Origin of the sequence: Lutimonas saemankumensis (assembly GCF_020171465.1) — a bacterium.
Lineage (GTDB): Bacteria > Bacteroidota > Bacteroidia > Flavobacteriales > Flavobacteriaceae > Lutimonas > Lutimonas saemankumensis.
This window is the reverse complement of record NZ_JAIUZR010000006.1, coordinates 221,951-239,478: the sequence shown is the minus strand read 5'-3', so window position 1 is coordinate 239,478 and position 17,528 is coordinate 221,951. Positions and strand designations below refer to the sequence as shown.

Below are 17,528 nucleotides of genomic sequence, written 5' to 3'. Positions count from 1 at the left end.
CCATTTAAAACATTTCCTATGAGAAATTTAGTTCTTATCCTGTTTTTATTTTCGTTTGCTGTGAAGGGGCAGAATAGTATTGTTTACAAAAAATTCAATTCTTTCCATTTGAATGAAGAACGAATTTTAAAAATTTATGTTCCGGAATCATACGCTGAGGACGACAAAAACACCTACCCGGTTGCTGTGATTTTTGACGCAGAATATTTATTTGATGTTTATGTTGCGAATTCTAAACTTTTTGCGGCAAGAGATAAAGCTCCTGAGCAAATCGTTGTAGGAATATACCAGAACCAGAATGAAGAACGCTATTCGGATTGCGATTACAGTGAAGATACGGGTCTTCCTAATCAGGAAAGCTCAAAATTTTATGGATTCGTCCGGGATGAATTACTCCCTTATATTGACAACAACTATCCCACCTCATTGTTCAAGACCATCGTTGGAAATACGTTGACAGCAAATTTTATCAATTATTTCTTTTTTGAGGAATCTCCGGTGTTCAACGCCTATATCAACATAAATCCAAGTTATGCACCAGAAATGCATCAGAAGCTGGAGCTTAAAAGCCAGAGTCTCATCACACAATATTTTTATTATTTGAGTGGAGGCGATTTCAACACTGAAAAGCGTACGGCAGGCATCAACAATACGAATAATCTTTTAAGCTTATCTGAAAATCCAAATTTCAAATACCATTATGACGATTTCTCAAATTCGAGTAAAACAGCGTCAATAGGTCAGGCTTCGGCCAGTGCAATCGCATTTACCTTCAAGCAGTTCGCAGCAATTACCAAGGAAGAATTCGATACGGAAATTGCCGACATGGATCCAGGCGATGCCATCGAATTTTTAGAACGTAAATATGTGGAAATAGAATACCTATATGGTTCTAATGTAAAAATCAGAGAGAAGGATATTTACAAAATAGAACCTATCATAATTGACAAAATGAATGGGGATTACCTGGAAGAATTTGGAAAAATGATCATGCGTCTCTATCCTGACAGTCCTCTTGGAGATTATTATATTGGGCTCTACTATGAAACTGGATACCAGTATAAAAAGGCACTCAAGCACTATAAGAACGGTTACGCTAAAATTGGTTCAGACAATCCTAACTCAGATGGTTACTACGCCAATATTGAAAGGGTACTTGAAAAACAAAGAGCGGAACGACTTGGTTATACTACAGAAGAAGAAATCATCGATGAATCTGAACCTGATTCTTCAGAACAAGGCCTGTAATTAGAAGACCTATATACTTTTAAAATAAGTCCTGAGTACTGAATCGTTATCTTCTTTGAAAGTAAAGATTTCGAGTAAAGAAGGTTTATCTGAGGGTCCATAAAAATCCTGAAGGACAGCTTCCAGTTCATCTGTTGTATGAGCTGAATAATAGCTGAATTCGAACATTTCGCATAATTTAGAAGCATTCAGACTATGTGTGGTTTCAAAGTAGTCCAAAGCACCTGAAGCCTTTGGGCCCGGAATAATCTTAAAAATTCCTCCTCCCCCGTTATTGATCACTATGATTCTGAAATTACGCGGTATATAGTTGTTCCACAAAGCATTACTATCGTAAAAAAAACTGATATCACCCGTTATAAAAACGGTTTGTTCCTCAGTTACGATGGCTGATCCTAATGCAGTTGAAGTACTTCCGTCAATACCACTCGCCCCCCGGTTGCAGAAAATACTTTTATCAGAGTCAAAATCAAATAACTGACTGTATCTGATAATGGAACTGTTCGACAATTGTAAATTTGTTCCAAAGGGAAGGCTATCAAAAACCTTTTCAAAAACCTTTAGATCGGAATAGGGAGCATCATCCAAAAACTTTGCGTGTAATTCTTTTCGCTTCTTCTTTAACTCAAGCCATTTGTTTTGAAAGTCACTTTCTTTATTTTTCGTCAAAAAGAAAAACTGACTGAAAAAAAGCTGAGGAGAAATTTTAAAATGATGAGTCAGGCACAAAAAGGTATCAAGAGCTTGTCTACCGTCTACATGCCAGTGATGATCAGGTTTGTAATTTCTCAGTAACTGCTTGACTTTTTTCGAAACTACCATTCCTCCAAGCGTCAATAATATCTCAGGCTGAAACTTCTCAAATTCATACCCCTCCAGCGGGAATATAAGTTGATCTATATTATTTATGAATAAAGGATTTCTTAAGTTAGAAGTTGTCTCAGTAAGAACGACAACCGATGGGTCCTTGACCAAATGCGAAATCTGAGTTTGCAAGAGCTCATCAGGGTCACTACATCCCACAAGAACCAGCTTTTTGGAAGAGTTATTCCAGATATTAGAAAATTCTTCCAACGCTTCTACGCTCAAGGGAACCTCATCTAGCAAGGAATTTTTATCTCCGGTCTCTTCTTCTACAAGTAAATGCTTAAACTCTTTCAGCGATTCCGAGGTTTCATACAGAGGTTCGTCCAAAGGAACATTCAAATGCACGGGGCCTTGCTCTGCCTGGGCAATTTTCAAAGCTTCCTTGATCTTTACAGCGTTTTCTGCCAAAATATCCATTGAAGCGGATTCATTCTGATATTCTTCTGGCTCCTCCAAACCCGCCTGATAAAAAATATGGTGTCCAAAAACCCCTTCCTGCCTTATAGTTTGTCCATCTCCAATATCAATAAGCCTTTTTGGACGGTCAGCTGAAATAATCAACAAAGGAATCCTGCTGTAATATGCTTCTGCAATGGCTGGGTAATAATTTAAAAGGGCCGATCCTGAAGTACATAGAATCGCAACAGTTTTTCTCCTTTTCTGCGCAATTCCTAAGGCAAAAAAGGCAGCGCATCTTTCATCTACAATGCTAAAGGTATTGACCTCGGGATGATTTACAAAACCTAATGTTAATGGAGCATTTCTTGAACCTGGAGAAATAACAACCTGTTCAATGTCATTTTGTACACATGCCTGAATTATCAATTGGGCAAGTTTCTTTTTCGGGTACTTAGGCATTTATACTTTTAAAGTTTCCCTACAAAAATACGTCAATTTTCTTGATTCCTAAATCGTTTTTCAGAGATAAAAAAATGGTGAAAAATTAATTAAAAGCCTTTAAAAAATTGGCTCATGCTTATAATACTGACTTCATCACAAGGCCTTTTTGAACTGTTTCAAGCCATTCTAAATCCGGATCGCTCTGATCCGTTATTCCACCCCCTATGTAAAGTGTTGCAGTGACATTATTCTTCTCACTGATTTGCATGCATCTCAAATTCACAAATAACTTTGAAACCTCAGTGGCATTCGTATCCATTCCATTCGAAACATCCTTTTTTTTGTTTATCTCTCCAAGGAAACCTGTATAGAAATCCCTTTTGTAATTCTCTTCCGATCGGATAAAATCCATTGCCTCTGTCCTTGGCAAACCACATACTGCAGGCGTAGGGTGTAATCTGTCTATCAATACCCTGAGATGCAGATCATTTCCAAATTCTCCTTTTATTTCATTGCATAAATGCAGCAAATTTCCTGCCCTGACCGTATATGTTTCTCCACTCTCAACTGACAGGTCATGTAATACATTTTCAATATGTCGTGTAACAATTCTTTGCTCCTCAATTTCTTTGGGTCCCCAACGTACATCAATATTTCCTTCGTATTTCTGGGTGCCAGCCAGTGACATTGTTTTAAAATTGTTTCCCTCAGTGAGTAAAAAAGTTTCTGGTGTGGCTCCCGCCCATAATCCCACTTTTGGGTGAAACCAGACGTAAACCATTGCCGAAGGATATGTTAAAATCAATCTTTTAAGAAGTTTAGGAATATCGAATTCAACTACTTCTAATTCTTCCTTTCTGGAAACTACAATTTTTTGACATTCACCTGTCCGAATTTTTGTAATGGCCTTCCTCACCAGACTAAGGTGAACCATTTTTTCATTCTCAGTAATATCAGTATCAGGATGTAAAGAGCTCACATCAGTTGAAGTATCATTGGGATCAACTAAGAGGTCAAGGTTATCAAATGAAGCATTGTATTGATCACTTTTTCCCTGCGGGAAGATGACCGTATTATCGCATAAATCAAATGGAGCCATTACAAAGCCTGATGCTTCAAAATCCTTGGTAAAAAAAAGGTCATCGCTGTGCTGGACGTAGGCAAAAACCTGATTTGATTCCGGATATCGAAAAACAGTAAATGGCAGCTGATTTTCCTGAGCCTCCAGAATTTTTTTCATCAATCCCTTAATATCCATCAATCTTCTAAACTTTTTATAATCTCATCCTTTATCAGATCAAAATTAGTCCAAATTAAGGAATGATTCCCTTGCTTGATCGGAATAAGCGTAAATTTTTCTTTTTCGAAGTTATCTCTCAAATAAATCGAATTTCCAAAGGGTACTATTCTGTCTTTCTCGCCGTGAATAGCCAATACTTTGCTCGAACTTATTTCCCATCGATCATGAAACAGCGGCAACTCATCCACATGTCTGAACTTTTCTGAACTTGCAGCGAGCAAAACCTTGGGAAGAAAAGGCCTACTCAATTTCCATCGAGATAAATTCATCAACCAGAACATGGGCTCCAGATCACCTCTGACCGAAGGGGCCAGTGCTATTTTGCTCCTGTAATTCTTGTCAGCGGCCATGATTAAGGTCCCTCCGTATGAATAACCGATCAAAACAACATCAGACAAGTTGAAACTCTTTAAAACCTTATCCAAAACAGCCATTTCCTCCTCCAGGCTTTTCAATACCTTACCCTCATTATTGGCTCCGTAACCAATTCTGTCATACGCAATCATATTGGCTTTGTTGTTTAGAGTAAAATCTGACAAATAGCGTTTAAAGTCCATAAATGATCCTGGAGAACCGTGAACAAAAACCAGGGTGGGCAGTTTGCTGTCAAGGATGCGTTTCATTTGGATTACCCTAACCTTTTCCCCTTTGAAATCAATATAATTCAAAGCAGGATCAAGGTTTACTTCTTTAAAGGTATTAAGAACCGTTTCGTCGGATTTTGGTCTTATAAAATAGTGAACCAACAAGTAAAAAGTTATCAAAAGAACAACAAATATTCCGCCTAATATTTTTAGAATTCTTTTTATTGTTCTTCCTGACATCTTCCAGTTTAGTCTTTTTGAAGCACGATGCAGGTAAGTTTACAAACAGAAATCAATCGATCCCTTTCGTCCGTTATCCTTATCTCCCATAATAGGGTGGTTCTTCCCTTGTGTGTTAATTTGGCCTTTGCATAGACCATCCCTTGTCTGACACTTCTGATATGGTTTGCTGAAATCTCTATTCCTCTGACTTCTCCTTTTGTAGGATCCAAAAAATGCAAAGATGCCGCACTACCAACACTTTCCGCTAAAGCCACCGAGGCTCCACCATGCAAAAGCCCCATGGGCTGATGAACCCTATCATTAACAGGCATACTTGCCACGAGATAGTTCTCACCCACCTCTGTGTACTTAATATCCAGGGTTTCCATTAAGGTGTTTTTATTATAGGTGTTGAGCTTTTCTAAAACTTTTTTAGGATTCATTTAATTTTTGAAAAATATGGATTCTTTTAACAAGGTAAAAGTAAGACATTTGGATTAAAGTAGTATTTTTGCAAAAAATTTAGACAAGGTAGTGATGGTATATAAAATTAGAGTTATTCTAAATACCGAAGAAGATGCAATAAGGGATATTGCTATCGATTCTGGTTCTTCACTTGAGGACCTTCATAATTCGATAACTAACTCCTTTGGATTCACCGGTGATCAAATGGCTTCATTTTACAGATCCGATGAAACTTGGATTCAGGGTGAAGAACATCCCCTTTTTGACATGGGAGAAGGAGCCGAGAGAAAAATTCAAATGAGCGAGATCAAACTGGAAGAAGTGCTGAGGGAGGCAAATGATAAAATGATCTATGTCTATGACTTTTTCAATATGTGGTCATTTTATGTGGAACTGATAGAAACCGAATTTGACCATAGTAATATGGAACTTCCTGCCCTTCTTTTCTCACTTGGGGTAGTACCCAGTAATGCCCCTGAAATTCAATTTGAGAGTGAAGACCTTTCCCTTGATGATCTCTCCGGAGAGGAACAGGAAGGTTTTGACGAAGACTATGGAGATTTCAGCTACAATTAAGAATTTTCCAGCACAATTCAATATATTGAAAAAAAGGCCTGTTTATCAGGCCTTTTTCGTGTCTAACTATTTTGCCTAACCGGCAGTTTGAATCATCTCTCTAAAGTGATAATACCCATTTACGAATCTCATTTTGAAATTCAGGATCAAAGTCATTCTTTGTAGCACTGTCCCAATCCACACACTTGTTTTCTACTTTGTAAAACCCATGATTTCCGCCGGGCATTGTCTTATAGGTAATGTTTTTTGGCACCTGATTGTTGTATACTTTTTTAAGATGATTAATATTGATTTCAGGGTCCACATTAATATCAAATTCTCCAAATAAAAATAAGGTGGGACAAGTCAGGTTCTTTAATTCTTTTTCGTTTTCATAATCACTGATCAGATACCAGTGTTTGGCAGCTCCTATCAAACCGGATTTTTTTCCAAGATTTGCTGACTTGATTAAAGATTTTTTTCTTTTTTCAACTTTTCTCTCCAGCTTTTCACCAGAGTATCCCTCGCAAATAAATCTTGACCGATCATTATCATCAACCTGTGCCTGAACACCTGTGGTGGGACCCGCCAAAGAAATCACAAAAGCAATATCGGGATGCTGTGAGGCAACAATCTGAGAGATCCATCCCCCTTGGCTATGGCCCGAAATTCCAATTCTCGAACCATCGATAAAAGGTAATGTTCTTAAAAATTGAACTCCTGCATAGGCGTCTTTTGCCCTGCCGTAAAAATCGTTTTGCCTCCAGTTTCCGGTTGAATTTCCCAATCCTCTTTTATTGCAATACAAAACCGCATAGCCTAGCTCCAGTAATACATCTTCAATATAATATTTATGAGGGCCCCAGGCTTCAGTCTCATAACCATCAAAAGCATGAGGGCCGGATCCTTGCTGAAAAACTACAGCTGGAGTATTATTATCTAAATTAGGACGCACAAGTATACCTTCAATGGTTTCTTCACCGCTTTGAAACAATACCTTAGAAGCGATTCTGTTTTGAGCGTTACCACTTAAGACTCCGGATAAAATCAGAAGGATCATCAGGATGGTTTTAACCTTCTTTTCTCTGGTTTTTTGATTTATTTTCATGGTACTGAGGTTGCTGTAACTCAACTTCTTCCAAAGGTATTCAAATGGCCCCTGTTTAAACCTTTTTAACCATTGCGAACTGATCCAGGACTGCAATCCAAAAAAGACAAAAGCAATCAAGTAGGTTTCTCCAATTGTGATATTTTCATATAGGTGCAATCCTGGAAAGAAATGGAAAAATACCACAATATAAAATACGGACTGCATCAAGTAGTTTGTCAAGGCTGTTTTGCCTACGGGATTAAAAAACCCAAGTCTTTTTCCAAATAAATTTGACCTGTACAATCGCAGGAAAATTGAAATATAGGCCATACTTTGAAGCAGCATTCCTGCCACGATGGCGAAAGGGACCCATAAAAGAGGTATGTCCAGTTCAAGATTACCACTAAAGACTAAATGAAGAACATAACTCGAGGCAATCCCGATGGTCAATCCCAGAATAATAAGCCAGTTTGTTGCTTTTCTAAACCTTTCAGGCAACAGGAAAAATCCAGTTCTTCCAAGAAGCACCCCGATCAGCATGTTTCCAAAAGTAAACGAAAGTGTCAAGGGCATATCGTTCAAAAAATTATTCCACGGGGCAGTGATCCAGTTGATCTCCAAATACCGGAACATAGATTGTGTAAGAGGTTGCTCTGCCGCAATGGCAAAATCATAATCATAAGTGGCCCATCCCAGTGCCGAATTTCCGATAAAAATGACTCCCGTAAGAATCACGTTAAAGAATAGGGCAAGAACGAACAACCATTTATTTGATAATTTTCTGATGCCGAGAAGCAACAATCCTCCAACTGCGTAAGACATAATAATATCCCCGTTCCAAAATACAAAACAGTGTATGGACCCGATAATAAAAAGAAGTACCATTCTTTTGATAAAATATGAGACGAATCCTACATTGTTCTCTTTAGCTCGGGTCATCTGAATATAAAAGCCAAAACCGAAAAGCATGGAAAATATACTGATGAACTTTTTATCAATTAAGAGATGGTATAAAAAATTAAGGGTTGGGTCAAGTGCGGTTTGAACAGATTCCGCCATGCTGAAAGGCACATTCGCAATTAATACTCCAAGTATCGCAAATCCACGAAGAGCATCAACAACTTCAATTCTGTTTTTTTTAGTAGAGGCTTTAAATTCCATGATATTAGATTTAATTGTTTTTTAATTCATTTATATCATAGACTCAAAATTATTTCAGTATGTCAGTTTTGGAGGGGACCTGTTGTCCCTGAATCAGTATTCAGGACAAGATTGTGGTCAAATTACACGATTCAGGACAAGGTAAGTCAGGACCTTCGGTAATGCCCTGGCGAAAATCCTGTTTTTTTCTTGAAGGCGGCATACATGGCCGAACGCGATTTAAAACCTGAATCCTCACCAATTCCTTCAATGGAAAAATTGATTTTATCCGGGTCCTCTAACAATTTCAGGGCGGCATCCACCCTGTAATTATTGACCCATTCATTAAAATTTATCCCTAATTCTTTATTAATGCAATTGGATATGGCGCGAGAGGAGATTCCCATCTCCTTGGAAAGATCATAAAGTGTAAGGTCCTGATCGAGATAATATTTATTCAGGTTCATTCCATCTTCGATGGTTGCACGCATTGATGTAAGGTCCTTTTTATTCTGATCTTGATTTTCCACAGATGAAAATTCCTTATCAATAATAAGTTGAGGGGCACCATCAAATAGATTCTTTTGTTGAAAGGCAATAAAACTGACAAAATAGATGAATAAAATTATAAATGCCCAGGTCCAGAGAACAAAGGGAGACATTCCGGATCCTCCCAAAGCAATTCTCAACAATTCAAGTCCCCACATGGCTATGATAGGGGTCAAACTAAAAATAAATTGCCATAACCATCTGATCTGAAGCATACCGAGGTCGGAATACTGATTTTTTATCTCGTCTTTGTAATGCAAAACTTCAACCACCGCGATCACAAAAACAACAATCGTAAGAAAAAAGGCGTAATATTGATTCGTCATAAAAGTGGTGGAAATCGTATCCCAGGAAAAATAGTCATGTAAGGAATTTCCTGTTGCCAAAAAGATAATAAGGTTGATCACCGTCAGGAACGAGATCATTGTGGCAAGGATATAATGAAAAACAAGAAATCGAATGAATTTTTTGGTTTTCCCAATTTTTTCAAGAACATAGTGCAGGAATAAAACCGGAAAAAATAATTTTACCTCGGGTAAATCAAAATATTGCCCGATGCTATAGTCTGCTACATAATTATAGGGAATCCACATGGTTAAGGCTTCCATAACGAAACATAACAGAAAAAAGCCGAGTAACTTATTGGCCAGACTTCGGTGCCGTTTTGAAAAGATGTACAATAATCCAAGTAACAGGCCCTGTAAAATGGCAGCCCATACAATCGTATTAATTACAGATTCCATGAATCAATTATTGCAGATGATAAGTAAACCCATCCCATTGTTTTACCGAATAATATAGGCATTGACACTTTCGTAGTTCCTAACAACGAAATTAAAGACTACCTGAATGATCTCACCCATGTTTTTACATTCTTTGAAATCTTTGTCATGGGTGTAATCCACAAGTTCCTTTTTTAGCATCTCGACGTTTTCAGGTGTAGAAATCTGGTCGTTCTTCATGCATTCCATCAATCTACGAATTCTGTTTCCGGTAGCTTTTAATCTTTTCGCCAGGGCGGAACGCTCTTCTTTTTTATACTGCTCCACGGATTCCTTGCCCAGATTCTGTTCCACCATTTTAACGAAGGCAAAATTATCTTTAAAGAATTGGGGACGATACACTTTTAATTTGCCTTCAAAGCTTTGCTGGTCAAAATCCATCGCCCTGATCCGATACTGAACCTGGTCAAAATCATAGGTTGGAACGATGACATAGTTATATGCTCTCATATCCCCCAGCAATCTTAAGGTGGATCGTTCGTTGAATTTGACAAACTCCTTTGAAAGTCTTTGCTTTTCGGCTTTTGAGATTGAATCAAGGCTTTCCTCAATAAACATGTCTCCGGGAATTCCCAAAACATGCTCTTCGATCAGTGTGTCTTTATAAATTAAAAAGTTTAAATGATTCGGTGACAGGAGATGCTCAAACTCAAGTCCGTAAACCCTTGAGGCATCTGCTTTTTTTACATAAATGTAGGTGTAATTATCATTTAATATGTTTCTCACCTTTACTCTGAAAGGTTTGGAATTACCGAAAGTACAATAGTCAATTTCATCTATCATTAGGTTTTCCAAGATCTCCTCACTTCCGTCTCCATGCAATATATTATACATGCGCTTCAGGCTCAAATCAATTTCTTTCTGCTCAAATTCAGGGTAATACACTCGTATCCACAAGGTATCCTTATCATATTTATCGTAAACATTCACCGAACCTGAAAATCGAAGAAGATCATCGTAAAAAATTGGAATCTTTATACTTCTGTTATAGGTACTTAGGTAACTGTACAATTCCTCGTTAATTGGAAAAGTAGGTTTTTTCTTAGAAATTAATTTCTCATTCATCATCCAAGATTAATTAAATCCGACATTGACGAATTTAAGAAACTTTAGCCGCAGAACCTAACATTTCGGCATAGAGCTTTATTTTTGAGTAACATTTTGAGAGATGACTCGTCTAATTAATGTCATCCAAAATAACAGCGCTTGGAAACTATATTATCACTAAACAAACTTCATAAGAAATTTGGTCGGATTCATGCGGTCAATGACCTTTCATTTGACATTCAAAAAGGTAATGTTTATGGCATACTCGGACCTAATGGCAGCGGGAAGTCTACTACCTTGGGAATCATTTTGAATGTGGTGAACAAAACCTCTGGCACCTTCAGCTGGTTTGACGGAAATATGTCAACGCATGATGCACTGAAAAAAGTGGGCGCCATCATAGAGCGACCCAATTTTTATCCGTACATGACTGCAACTCAAAACCTTCAGCTGGTTTGTAAAATTAAAGGTGTACCCTTTGACAAAATTGATGAAAAATTAAAAGAGGTAAATTTATACGAGAGACGTAACAGCAAGTTTAAAACCTTTTCTCTTGGTATGAAACAGAGGCTGGCCATCGCTTCAGCCTTATTGAACGATCCTGAAATATTAATTCTTGACGAACCCACGAATGGCCTCGACCCTCAGGGAATTCATGAAATAAGAAGTATCATTAAAACCATTGCTGCAAACGGCACGACAATACTTCTTGCCTCACACCTCCTGGACGAGGTTGAAAAGGTGTGCACGCATGTTGTTGTGATCAGAAATGGTATAAAATTATATTCGGGGCGCGTTGATGAAATGACCTCCTCCTATGGGGTAATTGAGCTGGGATGTTACGGATCTGAAAAGGCTATTGTCAAAATTTTAAAAGATTACGACGGGATAGAAAGCATCAGCGAAGAAGGAGGGAAAATTTTTCTCAAGCTCAATAAAGAAATCTCCGGTGGAGAAATTAATCAGTACTTAATGAAAAACAAGATTGTTCTCTCTCATCTGGTCAAAAGAAAACCTACTTTAGAACAACAATTCCTAACCATAACTAATAACCACTGATCAGGGTAAAGCCACAAGCACCATGTTAAGACTACTAAACATAGAAATTCATAAATTAAAAAACAGCAGGGCAAGTAAGATCTTGATTTTTGTGTATTTCGCACTTCTTACCTCCATTGCCCTGATTGCCGCCATAAAATTTGATATAGGCCCTATTCAATTCCATCTCGCCGAGCAGGGAATTTTCAATTTCCCTTATATCTGGCACTTCAATACATTTATTGCCGCCTTCTTTAAATTCTTTTTGCTATTGGTCATTGTATCCATGATGGCCAATGAATACAGCAACAAGACCCTGAAGCAAAATTTAATTGACGGACTGAGTAAAAAAGAGTTTGTTCTGAGCAAATTCTACACGGTGGTATTGTTCGCTTTTGTTTCAACACTTTTTGTTTTTGGTGTCTCCATGGTTCTCGGTTTGATCTACTCCGATTACAATGAAGTTTCTATAATATTTTCTGATCTGGAATATCTTATTGCCTTTTTTGTAAAATTGACCGGTTTCTTTTCATTCGGCTTATTCCTGGGGGTTTTGATCAAACGATCTGCTTTTGCTGTTGGAGCCATGCTGGTTTGGTTCTTTGCAGAGACTATTGGCTATAATATCTTTAAATGGAATCTGTTTAAAGGAACCGATGTTGCAGATTATATTTTTCAGTTTGCTCCGTTGAAGGCGATGTGGAATTTGATCGATGAACCCTTTTCAAGACTTAATGCTGTTAAAACGCTGGCCAATCAAATTGGCGAAGACATCAGCACGGATTATGGAATACAAATTTACGAGATAGCCATTGTTCTTGGATGGACCGCAATTTTCATTTACGGTTCTTTTTACCTGTTAAAAATCAGGGACCTGTAATTAGTGAATTGAATACCCTATTTTTGCATTATGCAATTTCAAATCGTTTCAGACTTCAAACCCACAGGGGACCAGCCTAACGCCATTAATGAGTTGGTAAAGGGTATACAGGATAATGAAAAATACCAGGTTCTTCTCGGGGTAACGGGATCAGGTAAAACATTTACTGCTGCCAACGTCATTGAAAGAGTGCAAAAACCAACCCTGGTTCTGGCTCACAACAAAACCCTGGCCGGTCAGCTGTATTCCGAATTCAAGCAGTTTTTTCCTGATAATGCCGTGGAATATTTTGTATCTTATTATGACTATTACCAGCCCGAAGCATTTATTCCGACAACCGGACTCTATATAGAAAAAGATCTTTCGATCAACGATGAAATAGAAAGGATGCGACTAAGTACAACCTCAGCATTGTTGTCCGGGAGAAGAGATGTACTGGTTGTTGCCTCGGTAAGTTGCCTGTATGGTATTGGCAATCCGGTTGAGTTCAAAAAAAATGTTATCGAAATTGAAGTTGGGCAAACGATTGCGAGAACACGTTTTTTACATCAACTTGTGACAAGCCTTTATTCAAGAACTGATGAAGAAGTTAAAAGCGGCACCTTTAAGGTAAAAGGCGACACCATAACTATCTATCCATCTTATGGAGAATACGGGTTCAGGGTTCATTTTTTTGGGGATGAAATAGAGGAAATAGAAAGTTTTAACCTCATCAGTGGAGAAATTATTGATGAATTTGAAAAACTCAATATTTATCCTGCGAACCTATTTGTAACCTCTCCTGACGTTTTGCAAAATGCTATACACCAGATTCAAGATGACCTGATGAAGCAGGTAGCCTTCTTTGAGGATTCAGGCAGGCCCTTGGAAGCCAAAAGGTTAAAAGAAAGAACGGAGTTTGACCTGGAGATGATCAGAGAGCTGGGTTATTGCAGTGGTATCGAAAATTATTCTAGATATTTGGACGGCAGACCTGCCGGCACAAGGCCCTTTTGCCTGCTTGACTATTTTCCGAATGATTATCTCATGCTGGTAGATGAAAGCCATGTTACCATTCCACAGGTACATGCCATGTACGGAGGTGACAGATCGAGAAAAGAAAATCTAGTTGAATATGGGTTCAGGCTTCCTGCAGCTATGGACAACAGACCTCTAAAATTTGAAGAATTCGAAGCCATTCAAAATCAGGTTATCTATATCAGCGCCACCCCGGCTGACTATGAATTACAGCATTCAGAGGGGGTCTTTGTAGAACAGGTAATTCGTCCTACGGGACTACTGGATCCTGAAATCGATGTCCGACCCAGCAAAAATCAAATTGATGACCTTATTGAAGAGATTCAGCAGCGTATTGAAAATGACGAAAGGATCCTGGTGACAACATTGACTAAAAGAATGGCGGAAGAATTGACAAAATATTTATCCCGAATTCAGATTCGATGTCGCTACATCCATTCTGATGTGGACACCCTGGAGAGAATCGAAATCATGACAGATCTTAGAAAAGGCCTTTTTGATGTGCTTATCGGGGTAAATTTACTGAGAGAAGGCCTCGACCTTCCGGAGGTATCCCTTGTTGCGATTCTGGACGCCGATAAGGAAGGGTTTCTCAGAAGTCATCGTTCACTCACTCAAACCGTAGGAAGAGCCGCGAGAAATGTCAATGGGAAAGCCATCATGTATGCCGATAAAATCACCCGTAGCATGCAGCTTACCATAGATGAAACAAAAAGAAGACGTGAAAAGCAGTCCATTTACAACCAGGAAAATGGAATTTCTCCTCAGCAAATAAAAAAGAACATTGATGATTCGCTGACCAAAAATCAACTGGCTACGTATCAGTATGAGGAAGCCAATCAGAAAATTTCGGAAAATGAAATACAGTATTTGAGTAAAAGTGAAATTGAGAAGCGGATCAGGGAAAGACGAAAAGACATGGAAAAAGCGGCAAAAGCACTTGATTTTCTTATTGCGGCCCAAATAAGGGATGAAATCAAAGAATTACAACTACATCTTAAATAGGATATTACATTTTCATCCTCTCGTTACCTCGAATTTAAATCAAACGAATTAATTTTAACTATCTTGCACTACTATACCAAGAAATCAAACTGCTTTGAAAAATAAACTATTCATCATATTATTGAGTTTTATTTTCTCCTTTTCCTATGGGCAGAAGGAGACAAACAACTGGTTTTTCGGGGAATTTGGTGGGCTGAATTTTAGCACAAAAACACCTACTGCCCAAGAAGGATCTTTGGCAACACTGGAAGGATGTGCGGCAATTTCCAATGATCAGGGAGCCCTTCTGTTTTATACGGATGGCAGTACTGTCTGGAACAGAAATCATGATCCTATGCCAAACGGTACGGGACTTTTCGGTGGAAGTTCCAGTACTCAGTCGGCAATTATTGTCCCGAAACCCGGGGATAAGAACATCTACTATGTTTTTACGGTTGACAATCCTGAAAGAAAACTTACAAATACCATTCCTGAAGGCCTGAATTATTCAATCGTGGATATGAATCTGGACAATGGAAATGGAGATGTAATCGAGGGATCAAAGAATATGCATTTGATCACCTATAATGAAAGCAATCCGGAACAAAGTTTTTGGAAGTGTACTGAAAAAATTTCGGCAACGATTCATGACAACGGAAACTCATTTTGGGTTTTGACTTTTTTTGTAGACACTTTTTACGCCTTTGAAATCGATGAGAACGGAATAAATGAGTCTGCTGTTCAGTCCAGGGTTAACGATGTCATTCCTATTGTGGACTGGGAGGACGAAAGTCAGTCTATACGGACCAACGGATCCGCACCGGGATATTTAAAACTTTCTCCCAATGGAAAAAAAGTAGCTATTGCCCACAGTGCTACAGCAAGGAACAGAACCTCTGGAAAAGTTTTTCTATACGATTTTGACAATACTTCAGGAACAGTTTCTCAGAATGGTCAGCAACTATTGAGCGGAAGCTATCCTTACGGGGTGGAATTCTCCCCTAAGTCGCGAAAATTATACATTACAACCAGTACTTATCAAACGAACAGAGGGGTTGTTCAGTTTGCAGGAAGTAAACTCTACCAGTTTAATGTCGAAAGCCCCAATGTAGCATCTACAAGGGTTGAAATAAGTAGTTCAGGAACCTTGCTTGCTGGAGGTCTGCAGCTGGCATTAAACGGCCGTATATACAGGGCCAAAAGGCTTGTAGGTTCTTTTACCGGAGAATCGAGTCTTGCCGTAATTGAAAGGCCCGAATTAGAGGGAAGAGATGTCCTTTATAAAAGCATTGGCGTCAACTTATTACCCGGAACTTATTCCAATTATGGCTTACCTCCCTTTATTTCATCAGCTTTTATTTTAACCTTTGATTTTGAGTTCCTCTGTTTTGGTGATGAAACCCATTTTTATATTACTTCGGAGGATCCTTATGATACGCTGGTATGGGATTTTGGAGATGGAACAACCAGCACCGACGAGGAACCATACCATCGCTATCAGGAACCTGGGGAGTATACGGTTACGCTGACAACTAAATTCAATGGATTCACCAATAAGCCGCTAAAGAAGAAAATTGAAATAGTAGGTGTTCCTGAGGTTGTGGATGAACCTTATGATTTTATTGAGTGTGACGTAGATGAAGATTCTGAAGATGGAATTACCACCTTTAATTTACAACTTGCCAATGATCCCATTACGATGGGCAGAGGAAATGAAGTTGATGTTTATTATTACAAGGATCTTGAACTTTTAAATTCGGATACCTTAAACATCAAGGCCCTTCCGAATTTTTACACGAATACGGTTTACGGTGAACCTTTGTTTGCAAAAGTATACAGATCAGGTTCAGATTGTTTCACAACAGCCGAACTTGTATTGAAGGCCAATAAATCGATCGAATTTGAACAGGAGAAGCTCTATGGTTGCAACCTTGGGGATGGAACGGCAGAATATGACCTGGGCTCGTTGAAATCCGGAATTATCACTGATTTAGGATTGCTACCCTCAACTGTGGTAAGTTTTCATGATAATTTGGAAAATGCCTCACTTGGATATAATGCTTTTGAAGACTTGCATATTGGCCCGCCTCTGATGGCCTATATAAGAATTGAAAATGAAAATATTTGTTACGGGATAGGTCAGATTGAGTTGGATATGCCGGTATTACCAAGGATAAATCTGGATGAAGAATACGATATCTGTGCGGATGATTTCCCGATTATTATCGATGGAGGGGTAGATATTTCGGAGCAACAGAATTATACTTATGAATGGCTAAGTGGAGAAAAAACGTATCAGCTCGAGGCGCGAAATGAAGGGGAATACTATTTGACTATAACGGACAAACTTACCCTCTGCAGCACGGTTAAAAGCATCAAATTAAATACCGTTGAAGCGCCTATTGTGAAAAGGGTTGAGTTAGAGGAAAATACAGGCACCCACAGTGCCACTGTTATCCTGGAAAGAGAAGGTGATTTTGAATTCTCTTTAGAAAACCCATTCGGTCCTTATCAGAAAAATCCAAGATTTGATAATTTACCCCCGGATTCCTATTCCGTCTTTGTTCGAGATCTCAATACATGCAATTTAGTCGAGAAGAAATTCTTTGTTTTTGGATTTCCAAAATACTTTACGCCTAATAATGACGGGCAAACCGATGTATGGGAGGTTAAAGGACTTGATCCGGTAGATTTTCAGTATTCCAATATTCAGATCTTTAATCGATTTGGGAAACTACTGGCCTCGATTCCTCCTGATGGTCACTGGGATGGAACCTACAACGGAAAAAGACTTCCTTCTGATGACTATTGGTTTACCATAACTGTTGTAGATCCGGATAATATTTCCACAACCTACACCAAACACTTCAGCCTCCTGCGTAATGAATAAAGGTCGGTATATACCGACCTTTTGACTTTG

13 protein-coding genes are annotated in these 17,528 nt (G+C 38.5%); 6 read left to right on the top strand and 7 right to left on the bottom strand.

Features of this window, described 5'->3' with window-relative positions; translation table 11 throughout:
• Positions 1-18 precede the first annotated feature (18 nt).
• Positions 19-1,248 (top strand): alpha/beta hydrolase, encoded by a 1,230-nt coding sequence (locus LCM02_RS15330; protein WP_224931964.1) that lies wholly within the window; start codon positions 19-21, stop codon positions 1,246-1,248.
• A gap of 9 nt (positions 1,249-1,257) precedes the next feature.
• Here LCM02_RS15330 and menD read toward each other — a convergent pair whose 3' ends face one another.
• The 4 genes from menD to LCM02_RS15310 all read right to left on the bottom strand — a co-directional run bounded on the left by menD (position 1,258) and on the right by LCM02_RS15310 (position 5,504).
• Positions 1,258-2,973, bottom strand: coding sequence for a 2-succinyl-5-enolpyruvyl-6-hydroxy-3-cyclohexene-1-carboxylic-acid synthase (gene menD / locus LCM02_RS15325; protein ID WP_224931962.1), 1,716 nt, complete (start codon positions 2,971-2,973; stop codon positions 1,258-1,260).
• 118 nt (positions 2,974-3,091) lie between these two features.
• Positions 3,092-4,213 (bottom strand): chorismate-binding protein, encoded by a 1,122-nt coding sequence (locus tag LCM02_RS15320; RefSeq protein ID WP_224931960.1) that lies wholly within the window; start codon positions 4,211-4,213, stop codon positions 3,092-3,094.
• Positions 4,213-5,079: an alpha/beta fold hydrolase gene (locus tag LCM02_RS15315; RefSeq protein ID WP_224931958.1), complete on the bottom strand. Its 867-nt coding sequence runs from the start codon at positions 5,077-5,079 to the stop codon at positions 4,213-4,215. The genes LCM02_RS15320 and LCM02_RS15315 overlap by 1 nt, the downstream gene beginning before the upstream one ends.
• 8 nt (positions 5,080-5,087) lie before the next feature.
• Positions 5,088-5,504 carry a PaaI family thioesterase gene (locus tag LCM02_RS15310; RefSeq protein WP_224931956.1) on the bottom strand — a complete coding sequence of 139 codons (417 nt, stop codon included), beginning with the start codon at positions 5,502-5,504 and terminating at the stop codon, positions 5,088-5,090.
• 94 nt (positions 5,505-5,598) lie between these two features.
• Here LCM02_RS15310 and LCM02_RS15305 point away from each other — a divergent pair, with 94 nt between their 5' ends.
• On the top strand, positions 5,599-6,102 hold the full coding sequence (locus tag LCM02_RS15305; protein ID WP_224931954.1) for a plasmid pRiA4b ORF-3 family protein: 504 nt from the start codon (positions 5,599-5,601) through the stop codon (positions 6,100-6,102).
• A gap of 100 nt (positions 6,103-6,202) precedes the next feature.
• Here LCM02_RS15305 and LCM02_RS15300 read toward each other — a convergent pair whose 3' ends face one another.
• The 3 genes from LCM02_RS15300 to LCM02_RS15290 form a co-directional block, all read right to left on the bottom strand.
• Entirely contained in the window at positions 6,203-8,332 is a 2,130-nt protein-coding gene (locus LCM02_RS15300) for a DUF418 domain-containing protein (RefSeq protein WP_224931952.1), read from the bottom strand.
• Between the two features lie 146 nt (positions 8,333-8,478).
• The gene (locus tag LCM02_RS15295) at positions 8,479-9,603 is read right to left on the bottom strand and encodes a helix-turn-helix domain-containing protein (protein WP_224931950.1); all 1,125 of its coding nucleotides are present in this window, start codon (positions 9,601-9,603) and stop codon (positions 8,479-8,481) included.
• Between the two features lie 42 nt (positions 9,604-9,645).
• Entirely contained in the window at positions 9,646-10,710 is a 1,065-nt protein-coding gene (locus tag LCM02_RS15290; protein ID WP_224931948.1) for a hypothetical protein, read from the bottom strand.
• Between the two features lie 138 nt (positions 10,711-10,848).
• On the opposite strand from LCM02_RS15290, the gene LCM02_RS15285 reads away from it, so the two are divergent.
• From LCM02_RS15285 to LCM02_RS15270, 4 genes are all read left to right on the top strand, one after another.
• On the top strand, positions 10,849-11,748 hold the full coding sequence (locus LCM02_RS15285) for an ABC transporter ATP-binding protein (RefSeq protein ID WP_224931946.1): 900 nt from the start codon (positions 10,849-10,851) through the stop codon (positions 11,746-11,748).
• A gap of 22 nt (positions 11,749-11,770) precedes the next feature.
• Positions 11,771-12,607, top strand: coding sequence for an ABC transporter permease (locus LCM02_RS15280; RefSeq protein WP_224931937.1), 837 nt, complete (start codon positions 11,771-11,773; stop codon positions 12,605-12,607).
• A 30-nt stretch (positions 12,608-12,637) separates the two neighbouring features.
• The gene (uvrB, locus tag LCM02_RS15275) at positions 12,638-14,629 is read left to right on the top strand and encodes an excinuclease ABC subunit UvrB (protein WP_224931935.1); all 1,992 of its coding nucleotides are present in this window, start codon (positions 12,638-12,640) and stop codon (positions 14,627-14,629) included.
• Positions 14,630-14,723: 94 nt separating this feature from the next.
• Positions 14,724-17,498, top strand: coding sequence for a T9SS type B sorting domain-containing protein (locus LCM02_RS15270; protein WP_224931933.1), 2,775 nt, complete (start codon positions 14,724-14,726; stop codon positions 17,496-17,498).
• Positions 17,499-17,528: the final 30 nt, after the last annotated feature.